Origin of the sequence: Paenibacillus apis (assembly GCF_018333295.1) — a bacterium.
Taxonomy (GTDB): Bacteria; Bacillota; Bacilli; order Paenibacillales; family Paenibacillaceae; genus Fontibacillus; species Fontibacillus antibioticophila.
Window position 1 is genome coordinate 256,492 of the sequence record NZ_BORS01000004.1, and the last position, 21,096, is coordinate 277,587.

The window sequence follows — 21,096 nt, forward strand, 5'->3', positions numbered from 1 at the left end:
TGATTCACATAGCCATGCAAAATGAAGGAGGTTTTTCTCATGGGAGAAGAAATGAAAGTAATCGTATTCAAGCTTGGAACAGAAGAGTACGGAATTGAAGTGGACAGGGTCCAAACCATTGAACGAATGATGCCGATTACCCGGGTTCCCAAGACATTTTCCTTCGTGAAGGGCGTTATCAATCTGCGAGGCGTCGTCATTCCAGTGATCGACCTGCGGGGGAGATTTGGCCTTCCGGAGGCTGAATACACAGATCAGACCCGAATTATTATTGTTGTAGCCAATGAAATGGAAGTCGGCTTTATTGTGGATTCAGCGAATGATGTAATTGATCTTGATAGTGATTCAATCGATTCTCCGCCGGATGTTGTAGGTGGAGTCAAGGCTAAATATCTTCATGGTGTCGCGCGAATTTCGGAGGAACGCCTCCTCGTCATGCTTAATCTTTCGGAAGTGCTGAACCGGAATGAGATTATTCAACTGGAAAGCTTAGAGGGCTAACCTGTGGATTTATTTAAGAACTTTGAAGAGTTTAAAATGGATGTGCTGAAGGAAGTCGGCAATATCGGTGCAGGCAATGCGGCAACCGCCCTTTCAAGACTTCTGGATAAACCGATTGATATGGCTGTTCCCAAGGTCCAGATGCTTCCCTTCGAAGCCATTGCGGAACGAGTTGGGGGAGCGGAGAAGGTCGTTTTGGCGGTCTTCTTTCGAGTGGAAGGGGACACGCCGGGAAATCTGTTTTTTATTCTTAGCCCGGAGGCAGCCAAGAAGCTGCTGCACCGTCTGGCTGGAATACAAGTCGAGGATGAAGATCAGTTTTCGGAAATGGAATGGTCCGCACTTTCAGAGATTGGCAATATACTGGCCGGATCTTATATTTCTTCACTGGCCGATTTCACATCGCTCGCTATGACGCCAACCGTTCCTGCGCTAGCGCTTGATATGGCGGGAGCTATTCTTGGTTATGGACTGCTGCAGTTTGGAGAAATGGGCGATTCAGCGTTATTGATTGACACGACTTTTATTGAAGGTCAACACGAGGTAGAAGGACAGTTTTTCTTGATTCCAGACCCCGAGTCCTTTGCTAAGATCTTTGCCGCCTTAGGAGTACCTTTGCAGGATGATTGACGAACATCTGATTGTTAAGGTTGGGATGGCCGATCTTAACGTCGCTCATACGGAAGGCTTGATCCGTACCACTGGGCTGGGATCGTGTGTCGGGGTAACATTGTTCGACCCTAAGCTTAAAGTGGCAGGATTAGCCCATGTAATGCTTCCATCCTCAGAGATTGCGAGAGAAGGGGCGCTGAATATTGCCAAATATGCAGATACTGCCGTTCCTGAATTGGTTCGGAGAATGAATGAGTTGGGAGTAGTGACCAGTCGCCTTGTCGCAAAGATGGCGGGCGGCTCTCAAATGTTTGCCTTTTCGGGATCCGGAGATTCGATGCGAATCGGTCCTAGGAATGTGGAGTCTTGCAAGCTGGCGCTGTCTGAACTAGGAATTCCTCTGATTGCGGAGGACACCGGGGGCAACTACGGTCGTACGATTGAGCTCGATTGTGTGACCGGCATATTGTTCATACGCAGTGTACAAATGGGGATAAAGGAATTGTAGCTATGACAGGTAAACTAAAGATTTATTTGCTGTTCGGCTTTATCGGTTTTCTAATCACATACGCCGTGTCCGCGGGAAACAACATGTTTACGACCAGCCTTGTCCGGGGACTGACTGCATTTGCAGTCTGGTTTTTGCTCTGCTTTATCGGAGGATGGGTGTTTGAGTTTCTGAAAGAGCAGGAAGCAAAAGAAGATGATGAAGTTATCTCCGCAATTTTGCAGGCACAGGGGAAAGGCGGCAATCTGGACCTGACTACACCTGATCAGAGCGATGAACTAAATGATCTGCTGAAGCAGCCTGTGGGTTCTCCATCCCAGAGTACGGAATTCGCCCCATTGAACCCGCCGAAATTAACAAAAATTGACGACAAAGATCCTGAAGAGCTGGCTAAGGTCGTTCGTCACCTGACAGAAGAATAAGGAGGGTGAAGGCAATTGAACGAGCGGAAGACATCCACTCTGAATTACGCCGATGTCTGGGAGCAATGGAAGGAGCACGGTGAATTAGAGGCGAAGAAACAACTGATCGAGAAGTACTTGCATATTGTTGACTATGTTTCAGGACGTCTGGCCGTAGGTCTGCCCAAAAACGTATCCAAGGATGATCTTGCAAGTAATGGAGTTATGGGGCTTATTGATGCCGTGGAGAAGTTTGACTACAAACGCGGACTTCAATTTGAAACCTATGCTTCCTGGAGAGTTCGCGGGGCGATTTTGGACGGGCTGCGCCAAGGGGATTGGGTTCCCCGTTCCGTAAGAGAGAAAGCCAAGAAGATCGAAGAGGGTTATCAGCAATTGGAGCAGCAATATCTTCGATCTGTCACCGATGCGGAAATAAGTGATTATCTAAATATAAGTGAAAAAGAGTTCCAATCCATGCTTCAAGAAGTAGCGGTCATGACCATCTGTTCCCTGGAGGATCCGATTCGTGAGGAGGAATCAGAGACCCGTTTAACTTTACTTGTTGACGAAAAAGCGAAAAACCCTGATTATAAGGTTCAGGAGTTCTTTTTAAAGGAATCGCTCGCCAAAGGAATTGAAAAGCTGACAGAAAAGGAACGTACAGTGATATCTTTATTGTACTATGAGGACCTGTCACTTAGTGAAATTGCAGAAGTGATGGCCTTATCCCCTTCGCGTATTTCCCAGCTGCATTCCAAAGCGATTCTAAGACTTAGAGGCAATTTGGATAAGCAGAGGGACCTGCTGATGAGGGAAGATTAAAAGCTTCTATATTTGACCATTCTGGCGGAGGGAGGAATACTTCATGGATATGTTGGAGGACCTTGCTCAAATTATTAGTATTACAGTGAACGATGACCGGACTATCGCTTATCTGCAGTTTATTGTGAAGGATGAACATTTCACCTGCACAGCTGAAGCCTTTCGTAGCTTTTTACAGTCACAGGGTGTTAAATACGGGATTCAGGAAGATATCTTGAGACGTTTTGTTCAGAATCCGAGGGAGTACTTTTACAGCAAGACACCTATTGCAATCGGCGAAGAGCCGCAAGATGGAGAGAACGGTCGAATCCGTTATTCCGTTTCGCTTGAGGATGAGCAGCAACATCGACCTACTGAGAATGACGATGGGATTGTTGATTTTAAAGAGGTCAACCGATTGAACAATGTCCGACGCGGGCAATTGATTGCAGAATTGCTGCCTCCTTCTCCAGGCAGACCGGGGCAAGCGGTTACAGGAGAACCCATTGCTCACAAGCCTGGCAAAGCAGCACTTTTGAAGCTTGGCAAAAATGTGGTGCTCAATCCGGAACAGACCGCAGTATATGCAGCAATAGACGGTCTGGTGACTTTGACCGATAAAGGTAAGCTCAACGTTTTTCCGGTATATGAAGTAAATGGCAATGTGGATTATAGTACAGGAAACATTGACTTTGTAGGTACGGTTGTCATCCGCGGAAATGTCTTGACGGGGTTTAAAGTCAACGCTTCCGGGGATATTCGTGTTGTAGGCGGCGTGGAGGGAGCAGAGCTTTATTCCGAGGGATCAATTGAAATTACAGGGGGCATAATCGGCTATAACAAAGGGCTGGTCAAGGCGGGTAAGACCGTTAAGAGTTCCTTTATCCAGGACGGAAATGTTATTGCTGGTGAAGATGTGATCGTTACACAAAGTATTATGCATTCCACCATCAGAGCTTCCCGAGATGTTATTTGCAGCGGAACAAAGGGACTGATCGTCGGAGGGAACATTCAAGCGGGTGAAAAAGTCACGGCACGAATTATCGGTAATCCGATGTCTACAACGACAGCGATTGAAGTTGGCGTACTGCCTGAGCTTCGAAATGAGTTGAATGACCTGCGCAACCAGTTAAAAGATACTATGCTGAATTTAGACAAAAGTGAGAAGGCGCTTGCAATGCTGGACCAGCTTGCCTCAATGGGACGTCTGACTCCGGATAAGGTAGAAATGCGTTCTAAGCTTGGATTAACCAAGAAGTCGCAAATATTGGAAATAGGTGAAATTAAGGAACGGATTCTGGCGATAGAAAAAGCTCTTGAAGATACAGGACGGGCTCGGGTTGAGGTCCTCAAAATGATCTACGGCGGCTCGAAAATTGTTATCGGAAGATATACCAAATATATTAAAGAGCCAATTTCAAGAATGTCCTTTTACTTTAGCGAAGGGGACATTGAGATGTCGTCCTATGTCTGATTGCTGAATAGCTTAATCGATGAGGTGATTTAATGAACCTGAAAGCTGTTGAGATGCAAATAGCAGTTCCGAGAACCGGTGAAGCAGGCCGGATTCAACAGGATGCACAGCATCGTCCGGCCGTCGAGCAGAATATGTTATCGGTTGAACAATTAAAACTGCAGGAACATCAGCGGCAACGCAGCGCTGGAGTTGATGAGAGTGCACAGAATACGACAGTCAAGAGAGAGGGCCAGCAGTCAGGGCAACATCAAGGTCAAGCCCATGCCCATGCCGAAGAACAAGAGGAAGAACAGAATAAGGATCGTCCAGCTGTTCATCCGTTTAAGGGAAAGCACATTGACTTCTCGTTGTAACGTCGTTTTACTACATATACTAATACATCAAAGGTGAGGATCGTATTGTCATTTGGAGAACCCTGGTTCTATATCGTTCTGTTGGGCGCAGCAGCACTCCTGTATGCGTTCATGCTTCCTGCACGAATTGATTCGGCCAAGCCTGGACGAAGCGGATACGAAGAAGTCGAAGCTACCCTGGAACAGTATATGGCGGAAATTGAAAAGGAAAATAATGAATTGATTGATCTCGTATCCCAAATGAAGCAGGACTTTGCGGCGAAGCAACTGTCACAGCAGGAACAGCTTGTAGAGCTTCGCCAACGTCTCAGCGAGGTTGAACTGGCTTCCCGGGAAAATGGAGTAAAGCTCGGAGAACTGGAGCTAAGCGTTAATTCAGTACCAATGAAGAACGTAGAGGGAAATCCCTCTTTCCAGTCCGAATCGGCTGGCAGCGCTCTAACTGATCCTTCTACGGCTATTGGCGCCGTGTTTTCCGAAGCTGCTCCTGTGCTAGAAATCATTGAAGAGACTGTTATTGAGGAAGAGCCGCAAGAGAGCAATAATCCAACTGTGCGTGAGCGATATGCAGAATTGTTCGAGCTGTATGCTCAAGGAAAGTCATTGGATATGATCGCAAAGGCTGTCGGAATTCAGCGGGGCGAAGTGCAGCTCATTCTTCAGCTTGCCAAGAAGGAGGACTCGCAATGATCCGTAACCGCAGCTTTATGCTTGGCTTGGGTGTAGGGCTTATTGCCGGTGCGCTTCTTCTTCAGCTTATGCTGCTGGGTCAAGGCAGTTTCAGCAAGGCTCAGACTCGTGAAGAGGTTGAGCGCGCGGCAGCGCTTTTAGATCTGAAGGTAGTCGGGGAGCATGAAGAGCTGATGACCAAAGAAGAATGGAACGCTCAAGAGCGGCTAGGCTCGGAGCTTGAACCGGAGGGAGACACACCATCCGTCGGAGCTCCAGACTCGCCGGACTCTCCGGAGTCTCCGAAGTCTCCGTTGCCGCCGTCGGCAGACGATGAGAACGATGGGACGAGCAGTGAGGAATCCGGTTTCATGGAGGATTTGGCTAATCAAGGCTCTTATATTGAATACAAAATTGCTGGCGGCATGACACTTTCCGGGGTTGCTGACGGACTGCTACAGGCTGGGGTCATCAGTGATAAGGAGGAGTTTCTAAAGCAGGCAACTGCCCGGAAGATTAATTATACGGTGCGGGCAGGGACCTATCAGTTCCTTGCCGGCGAGGATTATGCCTCTATTATCAAGAAACTGTCGCCTTCTAAAGCATCCAATTGAAGCACGAATTAATAGAGAAGCCCCTGATTCCAGGGGCTTCTCTGTCTGCTAAGCAACATGATTTCAATTGTTGCATCGCTATTTCAGTTATGGTATATTAATTGACGGTGTTATAACGCACGCTGGCTGATTTCGGGAAGGGTGCTCCGGTAGGAGTCTTCACGGAAGGTGAATCCGGCGGAGGAAGCATCAAATAAAACCAAACTAGGAGGTGCGTGAAGATGGCAGTAATCTCCATGAAACAACTGCTTGAAGCAGGCGTTCACTTCGGACACCAAACACGTCGTTGGAATCCGAAAATGGATCGTTATATCTTCACAGAAAGAAACGGTATTTACATTATTGACCTGCAAAAGACGGTCAAGAAAGTAGAAGAAGCTTACAACTTCGTTAAGAGTGTAGCGGAAGACAACGGAACGATCTTGTTCGTTGGCACGAAGAAGCAAGCTCAAGATTCCGTGAAGGAAGAAGCAGAGCGCGCTGGTCAATTCTACATCAACCAACGTTGGCTCGGCGGTACGCTGACTAACTTCCAAACTATTCAAAAGCGGATCGACCGCCTCAAGCAACTGGAAACTTGGGAAGAAGACGGTACTTTCGCCGTTCTGCCTAAGAAAGAAGTTATCATTCTCCGTAAAGAGAAAGATCGTCTTGAGAAATTCCTCGGCGGGATTAAGAACATGAAGGGCCTTCCTAGCGCTCTGTTCGTAATCGATCCTCGCAAGGAACGTATTGCGGTTGCAGAAGCCCGCAAATTGGGCATCCCTATCGTAGGTATCGTTGATACGAACTGCGATCCGGATGAAATCGACTATGTAATTCCAGGCAACGATGATGCGATCCGTGCTGTTAAGCTGTTGACCGGCAAAATGGCTGACGCTGTAATCGAAGCTAACCAAGGTGAGCAAACTACAGCTTAATGCTGTGACTCGACATAGGTTATGAATTAAATGAAAAAGGGTGGTTGGTAGGTGTCAAACCTCTCACTGCCCTTTTTTTAAGATGAATAGAATATACTTATTATGGAGGTAAATACAATATGGCAGTAGATGCAAAAGCGGTAAAAGAGCTACGTGAAAAAACAGGTGCAGGGATGCTTGACTGTAAAAAAGCGTTGGAAGAAGCAAACGGCGACCTGACAAAGGCTTCTGAGATCCTTCGCGAGAAAGGTTTGGCAGCTGCAGCGAACAAGGCTGGCCGCGTTGCAACGGAAGGCGTTGTCGAGTCTTACATTCATGCCGGAGGCCGTATCGGCGTATTGGTTGAAATCAACTGCGAGACAGACTTCGTGGCAAAGACAGATCAATTCAAGGATTTTGCTCGTGACGTAGCTATGCATATCGCTGCGATGAGCCCTCGCTATGTTCGTCGTGAGGAAGTTCCTCAGGATGAAATCGAGAAGGAAAAGGAAATCCTTAAGGCGCAAGCACTGAATGAAGGCAAGCCTGAGAAAATCGTCGAAAAAATGGTTGAAGGCCGCATCGGTAAATACTATGAAGAGTTCTGCTTGCTGGAGCAATCCTTCGTTAAGGATCCAGACAAGACCATCTCTGCTCTGGTAAACGAGAAAATCAGTGCGATTGGCGAAAATATCTCCATCCGTCGTTTTGTTCGTTATGAGCTGGGCGAAGGCCTTGAGAAGAAAGTGGACAACTTCGTAGAGGAAGTTATGTCCCAAGTGAAGCAATAATTTAGAAGCTAACTGCAAACGAACAAACTAAACGTTTGAATAGATGGAACACGCCGTGTTCCTTCTTTTTTAAACTGAGACCCCTTTTTGGAGTCAAGAGAGGTCTAAAGTGGAGGTATACAATTTGGAACAACCAGTCTTTAAACGCGTTGTCTTGAAGGTCAGCGGAGAGTCGCTTTCCGGACAAAATGGATATGGCATTGATGCCGATACGATTTCATCAATTGCCCAGCAGGTGAAGGAAGTTACCCGTCTCGGGGTTGAAGTGGCCATCGTATGCGGGGGCGGCAACATCTGGCGCGGTATTGCCGGCAGTGCGAAAGGGATCGATCGTGCAACGGCCGATTATATGGGGATGCTCGCGACGGTGATGAACTCGTTGGCATTGCAGGATGCGCTGGAGCAAATTGAGGTTCCGACTCGTGTCCAAACCTCGATTGCGATGCAGCAAATCGCTGAGCCCTATATTCGCCGCCGGGCCATTCGGCATCTGGAAAAAGGCCGTGTCGTCATTTTTGCGGCAGGCACGGGCAATCCGTTCTTCTCGACAGATACCACCGCTGCTCTCCGCGCTGCAGAGATCGAAGCCGAAGTGATTCTGATGGCGAAGAACAAGGTTGACGGCGTATACTCGGCAGATCCGTTCCTGGATCCTAACGCTGAGAAATACGAGGTATTGACCTACCTTGAAGTACTTAACAAAAACCTGGGCGTAATGGATTCCACAGCTTCCTCGCTGTGCATGGACAATAACATTCCGCTCATTGTGTTTAATATAACCGAGCAGGGCAACATCAAGCGTGTCGTACTCGGTGAGAAAATCGGGACGATTGTCAAAGGGAGTGTAGATTAAATGCCACAAACGATCAAACAACATGCTGAAGAGCGCATGGATAAAGCGATCCAGGCACTTAAACGAGATCTTGCGACGCTTCGTGCAGGAAGAGCAACGCCTGCGCTGCTTGACCGGATCCAGGTAGATTATTACGGTTCACCTACCCCGGTGAATCAGCTTGCCAACATTAACACGCCGGATTCACGCACCTTGATGATTCAGCCTTGGGATAAATCCTCGCTGTCCGAAATCGAACGTGCGATTCAGAAATCGGATCTGGGACTTACTCCGGCTAATGATGGCTCGATGATTCGGCTGTCGATCCCTCCTTTAACAGAGGAGCGTAGGGTGGAACTGGTGAAGATGACGAAGAAATTCGGAGAAGAAGCCAAGGTGGCTATCCGGAACATTCGTCGGGATGCCAATGACGATATCAAGAAGTTGGAGAAAACCGACATCTCTGAAGATGAATCACGCAGACACCAGGAAGATATCCAGAAGACGACCGATAAATATGTTGCGGAAGTCGAAAAAGTGCTGGCGGGAAAAGAAAAAGAGATCATGGAAGTTTAAGAGATCATACGCGGCCCCTCCTTTTACGGTGGGGTTTTGTCTCTTTTTCATCACCGGCTTGGAGGAACTATAATGATCAAGTTATTTAAGTCCTGGCGGAAAAAAGCGAATGCTCCGGAGGCCATGGCAACCGACCTTGATAATATACCGAAGCATGTTGCCATCATTATGGACGGAAATGGAAGATGGGCTCGTAAGCTTGGTCTTCCGCGTATCGTTGGCCACAGAAACGGAATGAAGGCAGTCAAGCGGGCAACAATGGCGGCTGATGAACTCGGAATTTCCGTGTTGACCCTTTACGCCTTCTCCACGGAGAACTGGAAGCGTCCCAAGGAAGAAGTAGATTATTTGATGTCACTTCCCCAGGAGTTTCTTGCGCTTGAACTTGAAGAATTGATTGAGAAGAATGTCCAGGTTCGGATGATGGGACATACAGATGAACTGCCATCCCATACCTTTGCTGCCATGGAAGAAGCGATGGAACGGACAAAGCAGAATACCGGACTTATTTTGAATTTTGCATTGAATTATGGAAGTCACCGTGAAATTACGGAAACCGTGCGGGGGATTGCGGAGAAGGTGAAAACAGGCGATTTATCGCCGGAGGACATTACCGAGCAACTGCTGGGTTCATCCCTGCTTAGCGGAGACCTGCCTGATCCGGATTTGTTGATCCGTACAGGAGGAGAACTGAGGCTGAGCAATTTTATGTTATGGCAGACGGCTTACAGCGAATTGTGGTTCACCGACCTCTACTGGCCGGAATTCGGACGCGCGCAGCTTGTGGAGGCAGTCTCAGAATATCAAAGACGCACCCGGAGATATGGCGGATTATCCTAGCGGATGGAAGGAGTGGCGAGTTGAGACAAAGGATGATTACTGGAATCGTTGCTGGAGCCGGCTTCCTTGGGCTCTGTATGCTGGGCGGACTCTGGTACCATGTATTGGTCCTGCTGATGAGTCTGATTGGTTATTATGAATTCGTTCGTATGACCGGCATCCGCCCCTTCCAGGGAACAGCTTGGATCGGCTACCTTGGTGTTCTCTACACTGTGTTCCCTTGGGATCTCCTCGGGCTCGCGATGCCTCTGGATCTCCTGCGCAGCTATTGGCTGCTCATGTTCCTGTTCCTTGTAATTACCGTAATCAGTAAAAATCAGATCCCGATCGGTCAAATGGCCATGCTGTTTTTGGGAATGGTCTATATCGGAATCGGTTTTCATTACCTTGCGGTTACACGGAGCACGGCAGACGGACATGGGCTGTTCTGGACATTCCTGATGCTGGCGGCCATCTGGAGCAGTGATGCGGGGGCTTATTTTACCGGGCGGCGGATAGGCAAGCATAAGCTATGGCCTGCAATTAGCCCGAATAAGACGATTGAAGGAGCGATTGGAGGCATTGTCGCTGCGGTAATTGCGGCCATTCTGTTTGCCGTGTTCTCTGGAGGTATTCTCGGAATCGGGCAAGCCCTATTGTTAGGATTATGTGCTGCTGCAGTCGGACAAATGGGCGACCTGATTCAATCCGGATATAAAAGAGTGTATGGAATTAAGGATTCGGGCACTTTGCTGCCCGGCCACGGCGGAATACTCGATCGCTGCGACAGCTGGATTATCGTATTTCCGTTCGTACATATTTTGCAGTTGCTACCTATTTTCTGATAACAAGATGAGGTGAGCTTGATGAAAAGGATATCGGTAATCGGCTCCACAGGCTCAATTGGTACCCAGACGCTGGACGTGCTGGAGCAGCATCCTGGACAATTTTCTGTTGAAGGATTGGCTGCCGGTAGAAATATTGAGTTGTTTCTGGAGCAAGTCCGTCTGTTCAAGCCGAAAAAAGCTTCTGTAGCGGACAAGGGTGCCGCAGATTCGCTGCGTCCTTTTCTTCCGGCTGGAGTGGAGCTGTTTTACGGCGAGGAAGGCTTGACCGAGGTGGCAGCGGGGACCGATGCGGATACGGTGGTTACAGCGATTGTAGGCAGTGCAGGACTTCCGTCTACACTGGCAGCGATTGATGCGGGAAAGCATATTGCCTTGGCCAACAAAGAAACATTGGTGACAGCAGGTCATCTGGTTACCGAGCTGGCCCGTAAAAAGGGTGTTTCATTGCTGCCGGTAGACAGCGAACATGCTGCGATCTTTCAGTGCTTGAATGGAGAGCGTCTTGGCGATGTGGAGCGGATTGTGCTCACTGCCTCCGGCGGATCCTTCCGTCATTTGAACCGCGAGCAATTGCAGCAAGTGACGGTGGAGGATGCGCTCAAGCATCCGAATTGGTCGATGGGGGCGAAGATTACGATTGATTCCGCGACGATGGTCAACAAAGGACTGGAAGTTATGGAAGCCCATTGGCTGTTTGGAATGGACTTTGAACAGATCGGCGTGCTGCTTCATCCGGAGAGTATTGTCCACTCCTTCGTTGAATATCGTGACGGCAGCGTGATTGCCCAACTTGGCAATCCGGACATGCGCGTTCCGATTCAATATGCCTTGACCTATCCAGAGCGCTGGCCTTCGGAGACTAAGCGCCTTTCCTTGTCAGAGGCAGGACAGCTTCATTTCCGCGAGATGGATTTGGAGCGTTATCCTTGTTTAAGAATGGCCTATGAATGTGGTAAACTAGGTGGGACAGCACCAAGCGTGTATAATGCGGCAAATGAAGTCGCGGTTGCACGGTTTTTGAACGGTGAAATCCCGTTTTTGCGTATTGAATCCTTGATTGAGGAGACATTGTCCAGACATACGAATCATTCGGCGGATGATCTGGATACGATATTTGCCGCCGACCGCTGGGCTAGAGAGATTGCTTCATCGATTTAACCCCTTGAATCACTTCGTGACCAAGAGATGACTCTTTGAACAACCTCTTTAAGAGCAGTCTTTTTTCAGCCGGAAAGTTCCATCCCTGTATTCTCTTGTGAACATTCGGAGAATAATGATAATCTAAAACCATGTGGACGATCCGCGGCCCAAAGGAGGATGCCTAGATTGGAATTGCTTAGAATCATATTTCTGACGGTTTTTATGTTCTTCATTATTGTGACGGTACATGAATGGGGACATTATTACTTCGCCAAGCGTGCGGGTATTCTGGTGCGTGAATTTGCCATTGGATTCGGTCCGAAGCTGTTTTCCTATAAAAAAGGGGAGACGCAATTTACGCTTCGCCTGCTTCCGTTCGGCGGATATGCGCGGATGGCTGGTGAGGATCCAGAGCTTGTGGACCTAAGTGTCGGACAGACGGTAGCTCTCCGCCTGGAGGGGAATGAGGTTCGCAAGATCTACCTTGACCGGCTGGACAGCCGTAAAAATGTGATTCGCGGCGAGGTTGTAGAAGAGGATCTGATCGACCGCCTGCAGGTGACGCTTAATGTGGACGGCGAGACGCTCCGTTATCCGGTTCATCCGCAAGCAATGCTAGTTGCAAAAGGCAAGGAGACGCAGATCGCACCAAGAGACCGCCAATATGGAAGCAAGACGGTTCCTCAGCGGGCTTTGTCTATTTTTGCCGGCCCCTTGATGAATTTTATCCTTGCGTTTGTACTATTTGCTTTGCATATCCAAATGGCTGGAATTCCTGAACCCGACCCAAGTCATCTTGAGGTGGGCGAGGTCATTCAGAATATGCCTGCCGAGGATGCTGGAGTCCGTCAAGGCGATATTATTGATACCGTTAATGGAATCAAGGTTGGAACAGATGCCAACGGTCTGATCGAGATGATTAAGGCTTCTAAAGATAAAACCATGATTTGGACCGTTAAACGGGGAACACAGACCATCGATATTACGTTGACCCCTAAAGCGGTCGATGAGCAGGGGGATGCAAAGGTCGGAACCTCGATCATTACCTTTTATCCGACACGCAGCGCATCCTTTGGCGAGACCTTTACGGTAGCTGGGGATAACATGGTCTACACGACCAAGGCGATATTCCTCGGCTTCAAGCAACTGATCAATCAGTTCTCGATGGATGATCTGGGCGGCCCGGTTCGTACCTTTGAAGTGACAGGACAGATTGCGAAGCAAGGTATTGCACAGCTGACGTATTGGGCAGCGATTCTGAGTCTCTATCTTGGTATATTCAACTTATTGCCGATTCCGGCATTGGACGGCAGCCGGCTGATCTTCCTGGCAGTGGAGGCCTTGCGCGGCAAACCGATAGATCCGAATCGGGAAGGACTGGTACACTTTATAGGGTTTGCCATGCTGTTCTTGCTAATGATTGCAGTTACCTATAACGATATTTTACGCTTGATCGGATAAACGAAATATTTCAGTTGTTGAACTAACGGGAGGACATGAAAGGTTATGGCTAATGAGGAGAAGCAGTTTGTAACGGAAATTACGCCGCAGGGAGAGGACTTTTCCCGGTGGTATATCGATGTCATTAAAAAAGCGGATTTGATGGACTACTCGCCTGTACGGGGATGTATCGTATTCAAGCCGGACGGCTATGAAATCTGGGAGCATATTCAAGCTGAGCTGGACCGCCGCTTCAAAGAGACCGGACACCGCAATGCGTACTTTCCTCTATTTATTCCCGAGAGCTTCTTCCAGAAGGAGAAGGAGCATGTGGAGGGCTTCAATCCTGAGCTGCCATGGGTGACGGAGGCTGCTGGGGAGAAGCTGGAGGAACGCCTGGCGATCCGTCCTACCTCGGAGACCATGATTGGGCATATGTATGAAAAATGGATTCAATCGTACCGGGACTTGCCGGTACTGATTAACCAATGGGCCAACGTAGTTCGCTGGGAGAAGCGGACATTGCCGTTCCTGCGTACAAGCGAGTTCCTGTGGCAGGAAGGCCATACCGCCCACGAGAATGAACAGGATGCCCGTGAAGAGACCATGCGGATGCTGGAAATTTACCGTGATTTTGTGGAAAATTATTTGGCGATTCCGGTCATTGTCGGACAGAAAACACCATCGGAGAAATTTGCCGGCGCTGTAGATACTTATTCGATTGAAGCCATGATGAAGGACGGACGAGCTGTCCAAGCAGGAACCTCTCATTATCTGGGTACTAATTTTGCCTCTGCGTTTGATATACAGTATTTGAACCGGGACAATGTTCAGGAGTATGTGCACACCACTTCATGGGGAGTAAGCACCCGGCTGATCGGATCGCTGATTATGGTTCATGGCGATGACCGCGGTCTTGCGCTTCCGCCAAAAGTTGCTCCGAAGCAGGTTATGATTATTCCTATCGGGCCTCCTAAGACGCGGGATGCTGTGGTCGGCAGAGCGGACGAGCTGTTTGCTGAGCTTAAGAAGAACGGCATTCGGGTGGGCATCGATGATCGTGCTGATGTGCGTCCTGGCTGGAAGTTCAACGAATATGAAATGCGTGGCGTTCCGGTTCGCCTGGAGATCGGCCCTCGTGATATGGATAACGGAGTTTGCGTATTGGTGTCGCGAATTTCCGGTGAGAAGAAGGTTATTGAGCAAGAGCGGTTAGTGGAAGAGGTTCAGGCGATGCTGGAGCAGGTGCATCAGGAAATGTACGAGCGTGCCAAAGCCTTCCGAGAAGAGCATTTCTATTCCGTGGATACGCTGGATGAAATGAAGGCAAGCATCGAGGAGAAGCGCGGCTTTACATTAGCCGGATGGTGCGGATCTGAGGCCTGCGAGCGCCATGTGAAGGACGAGACGGGTGCTACAAGCCGTAATATTCCGTTCCAGCCAGAGGTAACCAAGACAACCTGTCTTGTCTGCGGCGAAGAGGCGAAGCATACAGTTGTTTTTGCCAGAGCCTACTAAGGTTAGCTTTTGATCACGAAGAATATAGCTTCCGGCAGAGGAAGTGCGGCAGGATGATTCCTGTCTTTCGCTGCCGGAAGTTTTGCTATTATAAAATTCTATTTCCACTACGGCGATGGGGGGAGAAGCATGTCTGACGCTAAGGGGAAGAGAACAAGGCTTGAACTGTTGATGAAGCAGGCAGAGGTTCCGGCCCAGGTGATTGATCCGTATTTTCTCGATGGGGTTATTGAAGCGGTTGAGGTCAGCCGAAGCAATAAAGCATGGTTGATTACGCTCAGCAAGTCCACCCTGGTTCCAGCTCAAGTGTACCGAACATTTTATACGCGAATAAAGGATAGGATGGAGCATATTGCCCAGATATCATTCTTGTTCCGATATGAAGACCCGGTTTCGCCTGGGGAGATTGTTGGGGAGTATTGGAAGCAATTCCTGGAGTGGGTTCAGCGTGAGGTTCCATCGGTCAATGGCTGGATGGCTAGAGCGACGCATGAAGTGGACGGGGACTTGGTGTCGGTAACATTTACCGATGAGACTTCACTGGAGCTGGCCAGGAAAAAAAATATAGATAAGGCGATTACGGCATATTACGATACTTTTTTCGGTTTGCAGCTGCGTGTAAAGCTGCTGACCGGTGAGGATGCAGCAACTGCATTTGAAGAATTCCAACAGCGGATTGAGGAAGAGAATCGGGAAGCAATCAGTCGGATGATGATGGATAGCTTGAGCGCGGAAGCCCCGCCGGAAGAAGTTGTTGACAATGAAGAGGTCATCAAGCTGCAGATCGGCTATGATGTCAGGGAACAGGCGGTGCCTATTCAGGATATCCAGGATGAAGAGAAGAAAATAACGGTTCAGGGTACCATTTTTGGGCTGGACCGTAAAGAACTGCGGAATGGCAATACGCTGTTCATGTTCAATTTGACGGATTTCACGGATTCTCTGCAAATGAAGCTGTTCGCTAAAAACAAGGAAGATTTGAAGGTAATGGGTCAACTCGCCAACGGCAAGTGGATCAAAGCAAGAGGCAAGGTGGAAATGGACCGCTTTATGCAAGTCCCTGAGCTCGTGATGATTCCTTCCGATTTGACCGAGATTCAGGCTCCGCCTTCCCGGAAGGATCAAGCTGAGGAGAAGCGCGTTGAATTCCATCTCCATACAACGATGAGTACGATGGATGCTGTAACTCCGATCGGAGATTATGTCAAACAAGCCGCTAAATGGGGGCACAAGGCGATTGCGGTAACCGACCATGGCGGGATCCAGTGCTATCCGGATGCAGCCAAGGCTGCAAAAAAGAACGGAATCAAAATGATCTATGGCGTGGAAGCGAATATTGTGAATGACAATGTAGCTGTTGTACTGAATCCTCGACCTGAGGTATTGAAGACAGCGACATTTATCGTATTCGACATCGAGACCACCGGCTTATCGGTGACCCAGAACAAAATCATCGAAATTGCCGCCGTTAAAATGGTGGATGGCAAAGAAATAGACCGCTATGCCACCTTTGTGAATCCTCATGAACGCATTCCCTATAATATTCAGCAATTGACGAATATTAATGATGATATGGTCAAGGATGCGCCAGATGTGGAGCCGGTATTGGACGAGTTCATCACCTTTATCGGCGATGCGATATTGGTGGCGCATAATGCGAGATTTGACTTTGACTTTGTTAACGCCAAGCTCAAAGAGCTGGGACGGCCCGCCATGACTAATCCGGTATTGGATACGCTGGAAATGGCCCGTCTGCTGCATCCGAGCATGAAAAATCATCGGCTCAATACGTTGGCTGCCAAATACAAGGTGTCGCTGGAGAATCACCACCGGGCGATCGACGATACGCTTGCCCTCGGCCAGATCCTGATTGGATTAATTGAGGATGCGGACAAGCAGGAAGGGATCGTCTCCCTGGAGCGGCTCAATGACCGGGTCGGGAAGGACTTATCCAATGCCCGTCCGTTTCATAGCGGAATTTATGCACTGAACATGACAGGCAAGAAGAACCTGTTCAAGCTGGTGTCCATGTCTCATACCCAATACTTCAAGCGGGTAGCCTGCATTCCTAAATCAAAGCTTGCAGATATGCGTGAAGGGCTACTGATTATGTCAGGCTGCGAAAAGGGCGAGTTTTTCGAGGCCGTGCTTAACAAATCCATGGAAGAAGCAGAGGGTATCGCTGACTTCTATGATGTGCTGGAGATCCAGCCGCTGACGATGTACATGCATCTCGTGGACAAAGGGCTTGTGGGCAGTGTGGAAGAGCTGAAGACAGCGGTGCGCAAAATCGTTGAGATTGGCTTTAAGCTGAACAAGCCGGTAGTCGCTACGGGCAATGTGCATTATCTGGATCCGCGGGACAAGCTGTATAGGGATATTACGATCCATGGCATCACCGGATTTAGTCCGCTGAAGGATATCCGCAAGCCGGATGCTCATTTCCGGACGACAGACGAGATGCTGGAAGAATTCGAATTTTTGGGCAAGGACAAGGCATTTGAAGTAGTCGTGACCAACACGGCTGAGCTTGCTGACCGCTTTGAAGAGTTAGAGCTGTTCCCGGATAAGCTGTTCACACCGATCTTGGAAGGCGCGGATGAGGAAATCCGGAATACTTGCTATGCGACCGCTAGATCCATCTACGGGGAGGAGCTTCCCGACGTTGTCGTGAAGCGGCTTGAGAAGGAGCTGGAGCCGATTATCAAATACGGCTTCTCTGCGAACTATCTCATTTCCGAGCGGCTGGTGAAAAAGTCGAACCAGGACGGATATTTGGTCGGCTCACGGGGCTCTGTAGGCTCCTCGGTCGTTGCGACCTTCCTGGGCATTTCCGAAGTAAATCCGCTGCCGGCGCATTACATCTGTACGAATCCGGAATGCAAGCATAGCGAATGGTTTCTGGATGGCAGCGTGCCAAGCGGGTTCGACTTGCCGGATAAGCCCTGTCCGAAGTGCGGACAGAAGCTGAAGGGGGAAGGACAGGATATTCCGTTCGAGACCTTCCTTGGCTTTAAAGGAGACAAGGTTCCCGATATCGACTTGAACTTTTCCGGTGAGTATCAGCCCCAGGCCCATAACTTTACCAAGGTCATGTTCGGTGAGAAGAATGTGTTCCGGGCGGGAACCATCGGTACAGTTGCAGAGAAAACGGCATTCGGCTTTGCCAAGAAATACGAAGAAGAGCATCACAAGCATTGGCGGGGCGCGGAGCTTAACCGGCTGGCCGCTGGCTGTACGGGCGTCAAGCGGAGCACGGGCCAGCATCCGGGCGGGATTGTAGTCGTGCCGGATTATATTGAAGTAGAAGATATAACGCCGGTGCAGTACCCGGCCGATGATACGGAAGCGGAATGGATGACCACGCATTTCGATTATCACGCCTTTGATGCGAACCTGCTCAAGCTTGATATTCTCGGACACGATGATCCGACCATGATGCGGATGCTGCAGGATTTAACCGGTGTTGATCCGACGACCATTCCGATGAATGATCCCAAGGTCATGTCGATGTTCAATTCTACGGAATCGCTCGGGGTCTCGCCCGGGCAGATCCGTACTCCGGTAGCAACCTACGGGATACCCGAAATGGGTACCAAGTTCGTAAGACAGATGCTGGTTGAATCCCAGCCATCCTCCTTTGCGGACTTGCTGCAAATCTCCGGACTGTCGCATGGAACCGGCGTATGGCTCGGCAATGCCCAGGAGCTGATCAAGAACGGAACCTGTAACATCAAGACCGTTATCGGCTGCCGGGACGATATTATGCTGTTCCTGATCTATAAGGCCGGAATGGATGCAGGTCTTGCCTTTAAAATTACGGAGAGTGTGCGTAAGGGGAAGGGATTGTCTCAGGAATGGATCGATGAAATGAAGAAGTGCAAGGTTCCGCAATGGTACATTGATTCTTGCCTGAAGATCCAGTATATGTTTCCGAAGGCGCATGCGGCGGCCTATGTTATTTCAGCCGTGCGTACCGCCTACTTCAAGCTCTATTATCCGATTGAATATTATGCGACTTACTTCTCGGTCCGGGGCGAGGATTTCGATCTGGAGCTGCTCTGTCAGGGCTACGATGCGATCAACCGCAAGATTGACGAGATCGAGCAGAAGGGATTCCAGGCGCTTCCGAAGGAAAAGAACATGCTTCCGATTCTGGAGATGGCACTGGAGATGACCGCGCGCGGCTTCCGGTTCAAGAGCATCGATCTGTATCGTTCCGATGCCACCAGATTTATCGTTGACGGCGACGCCCTGATCCCGCCGTTCTCGGCCTTGGGCGGAATTGGCGTCAATGCGGCCCGCAACATTGCAGCGGCGAAGGAGCAGGGCGAGTTCCTGTCTGTCGAAGACTTCCAGCAGAAGTCAAAAGCGAGTAAGACTATTGTTGAATTGCTCGGCTCGATGGGCTGCTTCCGCGGCTTGCCGGAGAGCAATCAGCTATCGCTGTTTTAAACGGACGTAAAGGGGATTTACTTGTCAGTCTTAACGGACTATGTTATAATTTTTTTGGTAATCATGAAGATAGAACCGTTGCTAAAAGAGTGGGGAAACCCACTCTTTACTGTTTGGTATACAGGAAACAACCATATGGAGGTAATGTAAGCTTGAGCACACCGAAGATCAAAGCGGCCGTCGAGGATATGGTCAACCCTTATTTGGAGGAAAACGGCTTTGAGCTGGTAGACATTGAATATGTAAAGGAAGGCAGCAATTGGTTTCTGCGTGTTTTCGTCGATAAGGACGGGGGCATCGATATCGATGACTGCGGCCGGATCAGTGAGTTTTTGAGCGAGAAGCTTGATGCGAACGATCCGATTCCTACAGCTTATTTTCTGGAAGTATCCTCGCCCGGTGCGGAACGTCCGCTCAAGAAAGCGGAGGACGTTGCGAAGGCGGTCGGCAAGGATGTATTCGTAACTACATATGAACCGGTCAATGGCTTGAAGGAGTTCGAGGGTCGGCTGCTCTCCTTTGCGGGGGAAGAGCTCGTGATCGAGATCGGCAAGAAGACCTATACGGTTCCTTACGGTAAAGTCGCCAGCGCCCGGTTGGCCATTATATTTTAGGGCTGTTCAGTCTCGTTGCTGAGCAGGCTCTTTAAGCTGAAGAACACGGTTTATATGAATGGGTTGGCACTATGAAAGGGGGAACTCGAGGCAAATGAGTATGGATTTTATCGAAGCCATGAATGAGTTGGAAAGAGAAAAAGGAATCAGTAAGGATATTTTGTTTGAAGCCATTGAAGCTGCATTGATCTCCAGCTACAAACGGAATTTTAATGCGGCACAGAATGTGCGGGTTGACATGAACCGCCATACCGGCGCGATTAAAGTTTTTGCACGGAAGATGGTTGTCGAGGATGTATTGGATCCCCGTACCGAGATTTCCCTGCCGGCAGCGCGGGAATTGAACCCGAGCTTCCTGATTGACGATGTGGCTGAGATCGAGGTGACGCCTCGCGACTTCGGGCGTATTGCAGCCCAGACGGCAAAGCAGGTTGTGACCCAGCGTATCCGTGAAGCGGAGCGCGGCTTGATCTATAATGCCTTCGTTGAAAAAGAAGAAGACATTGTAACGGGTATTGTGCAGCGTCAGGATCTGCGCAATATTTTTGTCGATTTGGGCAAAGTGGAAGCGCATCTTCCGCTGAATGAGCTCATGCCGAACGAAAAATTCAAGCACGGAGACCGGATCAAGGCCTATATTACCAAAGTGGAGAACACGACAAAGGGACCTCAGATTCTTCTCTCGCGTACACATCCCGGGCTGCTTAAACGTCTGTTCGAGCTGGAAGTGCCTGAAATTTTCGAAGGTGTGGTCGAAATTCGCTCCGTAGCTCGTGAAGCAGGCTTCCGCTCCAAAATTGCGGTATATTCCCGCAATCCTGAAGTCGACCCGGTCGGATCCTGCGTTGGACCAAAAGGAACCCGTGTACAGACCATTGTGAATGAATTGCGTGGAGAGAAGATTGATATCGTTCGCTATTCGGATAGCATTGAGGAATATGTGGCTAATGCATTGAGCCCTTCCAAAGTGCTGGAGGTTCAAGTGTTTGAGGCTGAGAAAATGGCTCGCGTCATCGTTCCGGATTATCAACTTTCTCTTGCCATCGGGATCAAAGGACAGAATGCCCGTCTGGCAGCCAAACTGACCGGCTGGAAGATTGATATCAAGAGCGAGACACAGGCAGAAGAGGAATTCGGCAGAGAGAAGACCGACCAAGAAGAATTGCCTCAAGACTCTGTTTCAATTGATTAAGCGATAATTCGCTTTATTGAGATAGCCCGTAAG

General features: G+C 49.2%; 21 protein-coding genes. All 21 read left to right on the forward strand.

The window, feature by feature from the left end; translation table 11 throughout:
* Nucleotides 1–39: 39 nt before the first annotated feature.
* The 21 genes from KI362_RS08020 to nusA all read left to right on the forward strand — a co-directional run bounded on the left by KI362_RS08020 (nucleotide 40) and on the right by nusA (nucleotide 21,063).
* Nucleotides 40–501, forward strand: coding sequence for a chemotaxis protein CheW (locus tag KI362_RS08020; protein WP_044478370.1), 462 nt, complete (start codon nucleotides 40–42; stop codon nucleotides 499–501).
* A 3-nt stretch (nucleotides 502–504) separates the two neighbouring features.
* Nucleotides 505–1,131 (forward strand): chemotaxis protein CheC, encoded by a 627-nt coding sequence (locus tag KI362_RS08025; protein WP_301626228.1) that lies wholly within the window; start codon nucleotides 505–507, stop codon nucleotides 1,129–1,131.
* Nucleotides 1,124–1,621, forward strand: a complete 498-nt coding sequence (locus KI362_RS08030; protein WP_044478373.1) for a chemotaxis protein CheD — start codon at nucleotides 1,124–1,126, stop codon at nucleotides 1,619–1,621. Before KI362_RS08025 ends, KI362_RS08030 begins: the two co-directional genes overlap by 8 nt.
* 2 nt (nucleotides 1,622–1,623) lie before the next feature.
* A complete protein-coding gene (locus KI362_RS08035; protein ID WP_301626230.1) occupies nucleotides 1,624–2,043 on the forward strand; it encodes a hypothetical protein in 420 nt (139 codons plus the stop codon).
* Nucleotides 2,044–2,058: 15 nt separating this feature from the next.
* Nucleotides 2,059–2,847, forward strand: a complete 789-nt coding sequence (locus KI362_RS08040) for a FliA/WhiG family RNA polymerase sigma factor (protein WP_301626232.1) — start codon at nucleotides 2,059–2,061, stop codon at nucleotides 2,845–2,847.
* 43 nt (nucleotides 2,848–2,890) lie between these two features.
* Complete coding sequence (locus KI362_RS08045) at nucleotides 2,891–4,300, forward strand: DUF342 domain-containing protein (protein ID WP_044478378.1); 1,410 nt, start codon at nucleotides 2,891–2,893, stop codon at nucleotides 4,298–4,300.
* A gap of 32 nt (nucleotides 4,301–4,332) precedes the next feature.
* On the forward strand, nucleotides 4,333–4,656 hold the full coding sequence (locus KI362_RS08050) for a hypothetical protein (RefSeq protein WP_301626234.1): 324 nt from the start codon (nucleotides 4,333–4,335) through the stop codon (nucleotides 4,654–4,656).
* Nucleotides 4,657–4,701: 45 nt separating this feature from the next.
* Nucleotides 4,702–5,346, forward strand: a complete 645-nt coding sequence (locus tag KI362_RS08055; protein WP_301626235.1) for a hypothetical protein — start codon at nucleotides 4,702–4,704, stop codon at nucleotides 5,344–5,346.
* Nucleotides 5,343–5,939: a hypothetical protein gene (locus KI362_RS08060; RefSeq protein ID WP_301626236.1), complete on the forward strand. Its 597-nt coding sequence runs from the start codon at nucleotides 5,343–5,345 to the stop codon at nucleotides 5,937–5,939. The genes KI362_RS08055 and KI362_RS08060 overlap by 4 nt, the downstream gene beginning before the upstream one ends.
* 221 nt (nucleotides 5,940–6,160) lie before the next feature.
* Entirely contained in the window at nucleotides 6,161–6,859 is a 699-nt protein-coding gene (gene rpsB / locus KI362_RS08065; protein WP_044478382.1) for a 30S ribosomal protein S2, read from the forward strand.
* A 119-nt stretch (nucleotides 6,860–6,978) separates the two neighbouring features.
* A complete protein-coding gene (tsf, locus tag KI362_RS08070) occupies nucleotides 6,979–7,629 on the forward strand; it encodes a translation elongation factor Ts (RefSeq protein ID WP_044478384.1) in 651 nt (216 codons plus the stop codon).
* Nucleotides 7,630–7,753: 124 nt separating this feature from the next.
* Nucleotides 7,754–8,482, forward strand: coding sequence for a UMP kinase (gene pyrH / locus KI362_RS08075; RefSeq protein WP_044478385.1), 729 nt, complete (start codon nucleotides 7,754–7,756; stop codon nucleotides 8,480–8,482).
* On the forward strand, nucleotides 8,483–9,037 hold the full coding sequence (frr, locus tag KI362_RS08080; RefSeq protein ID WP_044478386.1) for a ribosome recycling factor: 555 nt from the start codon (nucleotides 8,483–8,485) through the stop codon (nucleotides 9,035–9,037).
* Nucleotides 9,038–9,109: 72 nt separating this feature from the next.
* The gene (locus KI362_RS08085) at nucleotides 9,110–9,877 is read left to right on the forward strand and encodes an isoprenyl transferase (protein ID WP_301626237.1); all 768 of its coding nucleotides are present in this window, start codon (nucleotides 9,110–9,112) and stop codon (nucleotides 9,875–9,877) included.
* A 20-nt stretch (nucleotides 9,878–9,897) separates the two neighbouring features.
* The gene (locus KI362_RS08090) at nucleotides 9,898–10,701 is read left to right on the forward strand and encodes a phosphatidate cytidylyltransferase (protein WP_301626239.1); all 804 of its coding nucleotides are present in this window, start codon (nucleotides 9,898–9,900) and stop codon (nucleotides 10,699–10,701) included.
* Nucleotides 10,702–10,722: 21 nt separating this feature from the next.
* On the forward strand, nucleotides 10,723–11,862 hold the full coding sequence (locus KI362_RS08095) for a 1-deoxy-D-xylulose-5-phosphate reductoisomerase (protein ID WP_216479601.1): 1,140 nt from the start codon (nucleotides 10,723–10,725) through the stop codon (nucleotides 11,860–11,862).
* A gap of 168 nt (nucleotides 11,863–12,030) precedes the next feature.
* Entirely contained in the window at nucleotides 12,031–13,305 is a 1,275-nt protein-coding gene (gene rseP / locus KI362_RS08100) for an RIP metalloprotease RseP (RefSeq protein WP_301626241.1), read from the forward strand.
* A gap of 45 nt (nucleotides 13,306–13,350) precedes the next feature.
* Nucleotides 13,351–14,802, forward strand: a complete 1,452-nt coding sequence (proS, locus tag KI362_RS08105) for a proline--tRNA ligase (protein WP_044478392.1) — start codon at nucleotides 13,351–13,353, stop codon at nucleotides 14,800–14,802.
* 129 nt (nucleotides 14,803–14,931) lie between these two features.
* The gene (locus KI362_RS08110; RefSeq protein WP_301626242.1) at nucleotides 14,932–19,257 is read left to right on the forward strand and encodes a PolC-type DNA polymerase III; all 4,326 of its coding nucleotides are present in this window, start codon (nucleotides 14,932–14,934) and stop codon (nucleotides 19,255–19,257) included.
* A 152-nt stretch (nucleotides 19,258–19,409) separates the two neighbouring features.
* A complete protein-coding gene (gene rimP / locus KI362_RS08115) occupies nucleotides 19,410–19,871 on the forward strand; it encodes a ribosome maturation factor RimP (protein ID WP_044478395.1) in 462 nt (153 codons plus the stop codon).
* A gap of 94 nt (nucleotides 19,872–19,965) precedes the next feature.
* Nucleotides 19,966–21,063 carry a transcription termination factor NusA gene (nusA, locus tag KI362_RS08120; RefSeq protein WP_301626245.1) on the forward strand — a complete coding sequence of 366 codons (1,098 nt, stop codon included), beginning with the start codon at nucleotides 19,966–19,968 and terminating at the stop codon, nucleotides 21,061–21,063.
* Nucleotides 21,064–21,096: the final 33 nt, after the last annotated feature.